The organism is Vibrio sp. R10-SG3-ISO3, assembly GCF_059834225.1.
The window spans coordinates 22407-30545 of record NZ_JCBDHE010000015.1; the positions used below are offsets into that span (position 1 = coordinate 22407).

Genomic DNA, 8139 nt, shown 5'->3' on the forward strand with positions numbered 1-8139 from the left:
AAGGAATTGAAATGGATATCGCTGAGTTACTGGATTTTAGTGTAAAGCATAATGCCTCAGATCTACATCTTTCTGCTGGGGTTTCTCCAATGATTCGTATTGATGGTGATGTCAGAAAGCTGGGCGTTCCTGCTTTGTCGCACTCTGAGGTGCATCGCTTAGTGTTCGACATCATGAATGATGCTCAGCGCAGCGAATTTGAAGAGCGCCTTGAGGTCGATTTCTCGTTTGAACTCTCCGATGTTGGCCGTTTTAGGGTCAACGCCTTCAATCAAAGTCGTGGCTGTGCGGCGGTCTTTCGTACTATCCCGACAGAGATCCCAAGCCTAGAGCAGTTAGAGGCGCCAAAGATTTTCTCCGACATTGCCAATATGGAAAAAGGCTTAGTGTTAGTGACTGGGCCCACTGGCTCGGGTAAATCCACCACATTAGCCGCCATGGTGGACCACATTAATCGCCACCACAATAAGCATATTCTCACCATTGAAGATCCGATTGAATTTGTGCACAGCAACAATAAGTGTTTGATTAACCAACGTGAAGTGCACCGTGATACCCACAGCTTCAACAACGCGCTGCGCAGTGCGTTACGTGAAGACCCGGATGTGATTTTGGTTGGTGAGCTGCGTGACCAAGAGACAATCAGCCTTGCTCTCACCGCTGCAGAAACCGGTCACCTGGTGTTTGGTACGCTGCACACCAGTAGCGCCGCGAAAACCATTGACCGGATTATTGATGTGTTCCCGGGGAGCGACAAAGACATGGTGCGCTCTATGCTGTCTGAATCCTTGCGCAGCGTTATCGCCCAAAAACTGCTCAAGCGCCTTGGCGGGGGACGCGTGGCGTGTCATGAAATCATGATGGCGACGCCGGCGATTCGTAACCTTATCCGCGAAGATAAAGTGGCGCAGATGTACTCAGTTATTCAAACGGGCGCGGCGCACGGCATGCAAACCATGGAACAAAATGCCAAGCAGTTGATCATGCAAGGCTTGGTGGATGCCGACGAAGTGGCGAAGAAAATTGAAGTGCAAAGCACGCCATTTTAAGAGGTGACGGATGGACATTACAGCCTGTTTAGAAGAGATGGTGGCGCAAAAAGCGTCGGATCTCTATATCACGGTAGGCGCGCCGTTATTGTATCGCGTCGATGGTCAGCTTAAAGCGCACGGTGAAACGCTGACTCAACCTGATGTGGATGCGCTCCTGGTCGGCATGATGGATGAAAAACGCCAAGCGGAGTTTGCCCAGACACACGAAGCCAATTTCGCCATTGTGCGAGAGGTGGGGCGCTTTCGTGTCTCGGCGTTTCACCAGCGTGAGTTGCCCGGTGCGGTCATTCGTCGCATTGAAACCAAAATCCCAACGTTTGAGCAGTTAAAGCTGCCAGAGGTGCTGCAAGACCTGGCGATTGCGAAGCGGGGCTTGGTTCTGGTGGTGGGCGCGACGGGCTCGGGTAAATCGACCACGATGGCCGCGATGACGGGTTATCGCAACCAGCATCGCAGCGGGCACATTTTGACGGTCGAAGACCCGATAGAGTTTGTTCATGAACACCAGCGCTGCATTGTTACGCAGCGCGAAGTGGGGCTCGATACCGAGAGCTATGAAGTGGCGCTGAAAAACTCATTGCGTCAAGCGCCGGATATGATTTTGATTGGTGAGATCCGCAGTCGTGAGACGATGGAGTACGCCATGACCTTCGCTGAAACGGGCCATTTGTGTATGGCCACACTGCACGCCAACAACGCCAACCAAGCGTTAGAGCGGATCTTACATCTGGTGCCGAAAGAGCAAAAAGAGCAGTTCTTGTTTGACCTGTCGATGAACCTGCGTGGTGTGATTGCTCAGCAGTTGATTCGCGATAAAAACGGCCAAGGACGTCACGGCGTGTTTGAAATTCTACTCAACAGCCCACGTGTCTCGGATCTGATTCGTCGCGGCGATTTGCATGAGCTGAAAAGCACCATGGCCAAATCCAACCAAGTGGGCATGCAGACCTTTGACCAAGCGCTGTATCAACTGGTGGTGGAAGACAAGATCAACGAAGAGGATGCCTTGCACAGTGCTGATTCCGCCAATGATTTGCGTATCATGCTGAAAACCAATCGCCAAGAAGGCTTTGGCGGTGGGGCGTTGGATAACGTTAAGATTGATATGGATTAGAGTGGCGAGTTCCTAGTTCCTAGAGGGAGGGCGTTTGATAGAACTCGCTTTAGGAATTGGGGTTATTGGTATTGGGCTTCAAACCAGCTTTCTAGAATGATCACGGCGGATTGGCAATCAACGTTGCCTTTGGTGAGCGCTTTGTAGCCGCCCATCGAGAACAGCTCGGAACGGGCTTCGGTGGTCGAGAGGCGTTCATCGTGCAGTTCTACCGGTAGGCCAAATCGGCCATGGAGGCGGTTGGCGAATTTTTTGGCTCGCGGAGTGATGCTTTCGAGGTCTTTGCCGTGCAGGTCGGTCGGTAGCCCTACCACCAACAGATTCGGTTGCCACTCGGCAATCTGCTTTCCTATCTCATCCCAATTGGGAATGCCGTCTTTGGCTTTAAACGCTTTTAGTGGTGAGGCGGTGCCAGTAATTTCTTGGCCAATGGCGCTGCCAATGCTTTTGGTGCCGTAGTCGAAGGCCATGATGGTTTTAGACATAAGGGTTCTGCTTAGTGAAATTAGATTCGTGAAATTAGAGTGAATCAGCGGCGAGGGGTTATCGCCGCTTATCGTTTTAGCGCAACACGGAATGGTTACGCATGACCGACGTCGTTGGACAGCTGTGCGACGTCAATGCCGAGCATCTGCACCGCTTTTTGCCAGCGATCGGCAATCGGGGTATCAAAGATGACCGATGGGTCGGCTTCAATGGTTAGCCATGAATTCTCTGAGAGCTCCGACTCTAGCTGACCCGCCTCCCAACCGGAATACCCCAGTGCGACCAAGTAGCGATTAGGCTCTGCCTCGGTGCCGAGCACACTCAAAATGTCTTTGGAGGTGGTGACACTGATTTCACTGGTCATCTGAATGCTGGATTCATACGTGTCTTTAGGGCGATGAAGGATAAAGCCTCGGTCTTCAGACACAGGCCCGCCATTAAGGACCGGTTTTTCCAGACTGTCGGTGTTGAGCTGCGGATGAACGGGCTGCACATCGACGCGTTCGAGCATTTTTCCAATGGTGATATCAATAGGCGCATTGATCATGAGACCCATAGCGCCCTCTTCGTTGTGTTCACACACATAGATGACACTGCGCTTAAAGTAGGGATCTTTCATCCCCGGCATGGCAACGAGAAAATGGTTGGTTAAATTCATCATGACTCCACCTTAAATTGAGCGGCACTCATAGCGCGAATGCCGCTCAAGAGCTGGGTTATCCCATCACCGATAGATTATTTCTGCTCAATGCGACGTTCAATCGCATCCATCAGCTTGCCGGTAATGGAGATATCAAATGCGGCTTCGATTTCACGAATACACGTTGGGCTGGTAACGTTAATCTCAGTCAGTTTGTCGCCGATGACGTCAAGGCCAACAAAAATCAGCCCCTTTTCTTTAAGTGTAGGCGCTACAGCGAGAGCGATCTGTTTATCTGTCTCACTCAGTGGTCTTGCTTCGCCACGTCCGCCTGCGGCTAGGTTACCGCGAGTCTCTCCTTTGGCAGGAATACGCGCTAAGCAGTAGGGCATCGGTTCGCCATCCACCACCAAAATACGCTTGTCACCATTGCTAATATCTGGGACGAAAGTTTGCGCCATCGCGTAGTGTTGACCATGGTTGGTCAAGGTTTCGATGATCACGGAAACGTTAGGATCGTTCTCTTTTACACGGAAGATCGACGCGCCGCCCATGCCATCCAATGGTTTTAAAATTACGTCGCCATGTTGCTCACGGAAGGCTTTGATTTTGTCTGCGCTGCGAGTCACTAAAGTGGTTGGCGTCAGCTCTGGGAACCACGCGGTAAACAGTTTTTCATTGCAGTCGCGCAAGCTTTGCGGCTTGTTGACGATCAAGGTGCCTTTTTCTTCGGCGCGCTCGAGGATGTATGTGGCGTAGATGTATTCGGTATCAAATGGGGGATCTTTACGCATCAATACCGCATCAAGCTCTGACAGCTCAATGGTCTGCTCAGACTTAAACTGATACCAGCCGCTTGGATCTTCTTTTAGCTCCACCACTTTGGTGTCCGCAATCGCGACGCCCTGTTCTAGATGAAGATCCTTCATCTCCATGTAGTGAATTTCGTAGCCGCGGCGCTGCGCTTCCAGCATCATGGCAAAGCTAGAGTCTTTTTTGATGTTGATGGACGAAATCGGGTCCATCACGATGCCGAGTTTGATCATGGATAGTGTTCTCCGTTTAGCCAAGATCGCCAAAGCGAACTTGTAGGGCGGTAATAGCGGTAAGGGCTGCGGTTTCGGTACGTAGCACGCGAGGACCGAGCAGCGTCTCTTCAAATTGGTATTGCTGCGTCATATCGATTTCATCGCCAGAAAGGCCGCCTTCAGGGCCAATCAACAAACGCACTTTTTCTACCGGAGTCGGTAGGGTGTTGATTGAGTATTTGGCGCGCGGATGCAAATTGAGCTTCAAGCCATCGAATTGCTCTTGGCACCACGCTTCGAGCGACATAATCGGGCGAATGGTAGGAACGGTATTCCGGCCGCACTGTTCACAGGCGCTGATAGCAATTTTTTGCCATTGAGCGAGCTTTTTCTCAAAACGTTTGGGGTCGAGTTTGACGCCACAGCGCTCAGAGATAAGGGGCGTAATGGTATTGACGCCAAGCTCAACGGATTTTTGAATAGTGAACTCCATTTTATCTCCGCGTGAGATCACTTGACCTAAGTGCAGATCCAGCGGTGACTCGCAGCTTTGTTCAACGCGCTCTAACACCTCGACGTCGACGTTTTTCTTTCCTACAGCGGTAATGGTGGCAGGGAATTGTGCGCCGCTGCCATCAAACAACAGCACCTGTTGACCCTCTTTCATGCGCAGCACTCGGCCGACGTGGCCGGCGGCATCGTCACTGAGGGCGAGAGGCCCAAGCTGGTGGATGGTCTCTGGGTGATAGAGTCGTGGCATGCGCATTGCGTTGGTTTCCTGCAAATCCAAAAGTTATCCCACTAACATGGATGCCTTTGAGCGAAAAAACAAGGGGCTAGCGTGAGATAAAGCGTGCTGAGAAGTCGAGTGCCTAGTTCCTAGTTTCTAGAGCTAGGTGGTTATGGTGTTGCTTGGCATGCCTCAACCACAAACGGGTTGTGGTTGCCTTGCACTTTAGCGATGCGGTTGTCGCGTTCACACTCCCAAGCGTCGGCGGGGTAGGTTTTATTCCACGCATTCATCAGCTTGGTTTGCTGACTTGAGAGTTTAAATCCGTACTCTTTACTCATGTAGAGATAGGTGCGAGCAATGGAGCCTCGCGCTCGATCGGGCGGCATCACTTCACGCTGTTTGAAGTTGACCTGCATCTCACAGCGCCCATAGGTCACTCCTTGAATCCCGTTCCATTGGCTAAAGTTGTAATTTGAACGATCGCCGTTGACCTCACCAATCGCTGGGGTCAGGTTATGCAAATCGGCTTCCATCGAGCGAAATTGCTGATCGTTTTTAGTGCAGTATTTACGCCCACCTTGTTGCCAGCATTGACGTTGATGACCAAATTGCCAAGCGGGCACCACATGTTCCCACTCAATGCGAGAGGCTCGGCGCTCTTGCTTACGCACCTGATAGCCGCATGAGTTAAGATCCGGCGTGCCTTTGCGCCCTCGCCACTCAATATTGCAGCCACAATAAAAGCTGGTGGGGTGATCGACGTAGATCTTGACCGCCTCTTTCTTTGCTTTGGAAAAAGAGGACGGCGGCGCTGCGTGCGCGAAAGAGAAAGCAGAAGAGAGCGTCACCGCTAGCAGCGAGCTCATCACAGTAAACCAAACGGGCAGTCGAGACATAATGAAACCTGAGTGAGCGTTAAAGCATGAAAAAAGTATTATTTTTCACAGTCTAGCACGCAAAAAGGTAGGATTTTAGTGATGATGTTATTTGTTACGCTGAACGAGATCGCGCCATAAGGTGTGATTGAGTGGGGATAGATAGCTGGCAGGGATGGAGTGTGGGGGATTACGACAACTGTTTGCCAGAAAACACCAGTGTCTGCTGACACTGTTGGCAGCGATAGCTTGCTTGGTTGCGCTGCACTTTATTGTGGCGTCGAATAGAGAGCGGATAGCCGCGACACGCACAGAGGTATTCAAAGGTTTTACCTTGAACAGAGGTGACAGCAAAGCTGTGGGTGGTGTTGGCTTTGACACCGAACACCGACTCCATGACCCCTTGCCACTCTTTGCCGTGCGGGCGAACGCGACCATAAACTTGATAGGTGACAAGGTGGGCCACTTCATGGGGGATCACTTCTTGGAGAAACGCCGCTTGATTCTCCGCAAACAGCACCGGATTAAGGCGGATTTCATTGAGTTGCAGGTACGCTTTTCCTGCCGCTTTACCGCGCAGCTTAAACGAGAGCGTTGGCATAGGAAACGGCCGGCCGAACGCTTGGCGGGCTTGCTCGATGCATTGCGCGATCACTCGCTGAGTTGAATAGGTGAGGGTTAAATCCACAGGTGACTCATCTTCGCTGGCAGAGATACAGGATAAAAAAACGCCCCGAGAGAGCTCGGGGCGTTCACTATACCTCAAATAGGCCACATGTTAAGGGTGATGGCGTTTCTTAATCACCTCATGATACGCGTGCCAAGTGGCGTAGCCGAGTATCGGCATCGTAAAGAGCATCCCGATACCATAAGTGGCAAAGCCTATTAAGATCCCGCCACAAATGATCGCAGCCCAGACGATCATGGCACTAATGTTGGACTTGACGGCGTTAAAGCTACTGAATACGCCGGTCATCATATCCACGCGTCGCTCCATCATCAGTGGAATGGCGAACGCTGAGATACTGAACACGACACACGCCAGCACTAAACCCACTAATGAGCCGATGATCAAGAAGGGGAGGAAGTCGCTCAACGGCGCCCCTTGTACCGAAGGGTAGAGTGCGTGCAGCAGCGCCGCGATACGCATCCAAAAAATCATACACACCGCAAGCAGCACGGCAAACGCCCATTGTGAAGTGGAGTTACGTCCGATGGCTTTCATCGAGTGAAGCAAACTCGGTTTATGTCCGCGCTCTCGCTCCCAGCTCGCGTCATACAAACCGAGCGCTAAAAAAGGCCCGATGAGCATATAGACGACCAGACTGGGCATCACCACAAGGTGGGTGCCTTGCCACTGGACGAGGAGAACAATGCCGATGGCCGCCGCCATAAAGCACAAGCCGTAGAAAGCGCTAATCAGCGGCATGCGAACAAAGTCGTGCAAGCCGAGCGCGAGCCAATGAAATGGGGCAGAGATACTGACCTGATTACACGGTATGGTGCGCGCGTATTCGTGGTCGCTGACTTCCTTATGTTTTTGCTCTTTGAAGTCATGTGGGTTAACCGTACGAGGCATAACTCCTCCTTGATCAATCTCGATTCTCATCCTCTTCTTTGCCTTTTTACTGGTGGCCGAGAAAAGGGGTTGTTATGTATTTGTAAACAGAAGACGTTTTTAAACGCAAGCCGTTCGCAAACACGAGAGAGTGCTGACCCGATTCGCTGATGTGCTCCTAGACGCTGACGTTAAAGGGTGTGAACTCTCAGTTTTATGTTGGTGCCGTGATCTGAACACAAGCTTTGCGCGTGTTACTCGGCGCAGAGGGGATGGCAGTCACGTCTGGTTTTATACGTAAAGACGTCATCCTTGGATGCGTTCATTTAACATATTGTTAACTATTGACCTCAATGGCGTAAATTACAACCTGGGAGGTTAAATTTTGTTCAATGATGGGTGGGGATGCGAGGTCGGGGTGAGCACAGCGAGCGAGGAGGCCAGATAGCAGGCAAAAGAAAGGGCTTTTGGCGAACCAAAAGCCCTGAAATAGTGTGGCTCAGTGATTACTTGAGACCAGCGAAGTCACGCAGTTCTGCGGCTTTATTCGTCGCTTCCCAAGGGAACTCTTCACGACCGAAGTGGCCGTAAGCGGCGGTCTTCTTGTAGATTGGCTGAAGTAGGTTCAGCATCTCTTGCAGGCCGTATGGACG

General features: G+C 51.4%; 10 protein-coding genes. 2 read left to right on the top strand and 8 right to left on the bottom strand.

Annotation, left to right across the window (positions count from 1 at the left end):
• The first annotated feature begins 11 nt into the window (after nucleotides 1-11).
• Together AC6R1A_RS03435 and AC6R1A_RS03440 are read left to right on the top strand one after the other, a co-directional pair.
• The gene (locus tag AC6R1A_RS03435; protein WP_334553508.1) at nucleotides 12-1049 is read left to right on the top strand and encodes a type IV pilus twitching motility protein PilT; all 1038 of its coding nucleotides are present in this window, start codon (nucleotides 12-14) and stop codon (nucleotides 1047-1049) included.
• A 10-nt stretch (nucleotides 1050-1059) separates the two neighbouring features.
• Complete coding sequence (locus AC6R1A_RS03440) at nucleotides 1060-2166, top strand: PilT/PilU family type 4a pilus ATPase (RefSeq protein ID WP_500629332.1); 1107 nt, start codon at nucleotides 1060-1062, stop codon at nucleotides 2164-2166.
• A 62-nt stretch (nucleotides 2167-2228) separates the two neighbouring features.
• On the opposite strand, the gene ruvX is transcribed toward AC6R1A_RS03440, so the two are convergent.
• The 8 genes from ruvX to AC6R1A_RS03480 all read right to left on the bottom strand — a co-directional run.
• Nucleotides 2229-2651: a Holliday junction resolvase RuvX gene (ruvX, locus tag AC6R1A_RS03445; RefSeq protein WP_334553512.1), complete on the bottom strand. Its 423-nt coding sequence runs from the start codon at nucleotides 2649-2651 to the stop codon at nucleotides 2229-2231.
• Nucleotides 2652-2746: 95 nt separating this feature from the next.
• The gene (locus AC6R1A_RS03450; RefSeq protein ID WP_334554101.1) at nucleotides 2747-3310 is read right to left on the bottom strand and encodes a YqgE/AlgH family protein; all 564 of its coding nucleotides are present in this window, start codon (nucleotides 3308-3310) and stop codon (nucleotides 2747-2749) included.
• 77 nt (nucleotides 3311-3387) lie between these two features.
• On the bottom strand, nucleotides 3388-4338 hold the full coding sequence (gshB, locus tag AC6R1A_RS03455; protein WP_487903653.1) for a glutathione synthase: 951 nt from the start codon (nucleotides 4336-4338) through the stop codon (nucleotides 3388-3390).
• Between the two features lie 16 nt (nucleotides 4339-4354).
• A complete protein-coding gene (gene rsmE, locus AC6R1A_RS03460) occupies nucleotides 4355-5086 on the bottom strand; it encodes a 16S rRNA (uracil(1498)-N(3))-methyltransferase (protein WP_500629329.1) in 732 nt (243 codons plus the stop codon).
• 134 nt (nucleotides 5087-5220) lie between these two features.
• Complete coding sequence (locus tag AC6R1A_RS03465) at nucleotides 5221-5919, bottom strand: endonuclease (protein WP_500633840.1); 699 nt, start codon at nucleotides 5917-5919, stop codon at nucleotides 5221-5223.
• Nucleotides 5920-6118: 199 nt separating this feature from the next.
• A complete protein-coding gene (locus AC6R1A_RS03470; RefSeq protein ID WP_500633827.1) occupies nucleotides 6119-6616 on the bottom strand; it encodes a SprT family zinc-dependent metalloprotease in 498 nt (165 codons plus the stop codon).
• Between the two features lie 90 nt (nucleotides 6617-6706).
• The gene (locus tag AC6R1A_RS03475; protein ID WP_500633826.1) at nucleotides 6707-7507 is read right to left on the bottom strand and encodes a DUF2189 domain-containing protein; all 801 of its coding nucleotides are present in this window, start codon (nucleotides 7505-7507) and stop codon (nucleotides 6707-6709) included.
• Nucleotides 7508-7992: 485 nt separating this feature from the next.
• Nucleotides 7993-8139: methionine adenosyltransferase domain-containing protein (locus AC6R1A_RS03480; protein WP_500646142.1), on the bottom strand; the 147-nt coding region annotated here is incomplete at its 5' end.

Coding starts and splice junctions, on each gene's coding strand:
- AC6R1A_RS03435 (WP_334553508.1), top strand. CDS start 12: ATGGATATCGCTGAGTTACTGGATTTTAGTGTAAAGCATAATGCCTCA.
- AC6R1A_RS03440 (WP_500629332.1), top strand. CDS start 1,060: ATGGACATTACAGCCTGTTTAGAAGAGATGGTGGCGCAAAAAGCGTCG.
- ruvX (WP_334553512.1), bottom strand. CDS start 2,651: ATGTCTAAAACCATCATGGCCTTCGACTACGGCACCAAAAGCATTGGC.
- AC6R1A_RS03450 (WP_334554101.1), bottom strand. CDS start 3,310: ATGAATTTAACCAACCATTTTCTCGTTGCCATGCCGGGGATGAAAGAT.
- gshB (WP_487903653.1), bottom strand. CDS start 4,338: ATGATCAAACTCGGCATCGTGATGGACCCGATTTCGTCCATCAACATC.
- rsmE (WP_500629329.1), bottom strand. CDS start 5,086: ATGCGCATGCCACGACTCTATCACCCAGAGACCATCCACCAGCTTGGG.
- AC6R1A_RS03465 (WP_500633840.1), bottom strand. CDS start 5,919: ATGAGCTCGCTGCTAGCGGTGACGCTCTCTTCTGCTTTCTCTTTCGCG.
- AC6R1A_RS03475 (WP_500633826.1), bottom strand. CDS start 7,507: ATGCCTCGTACGGTTAACCCACATGACTTCAAAGAGCAAAAACATAAG.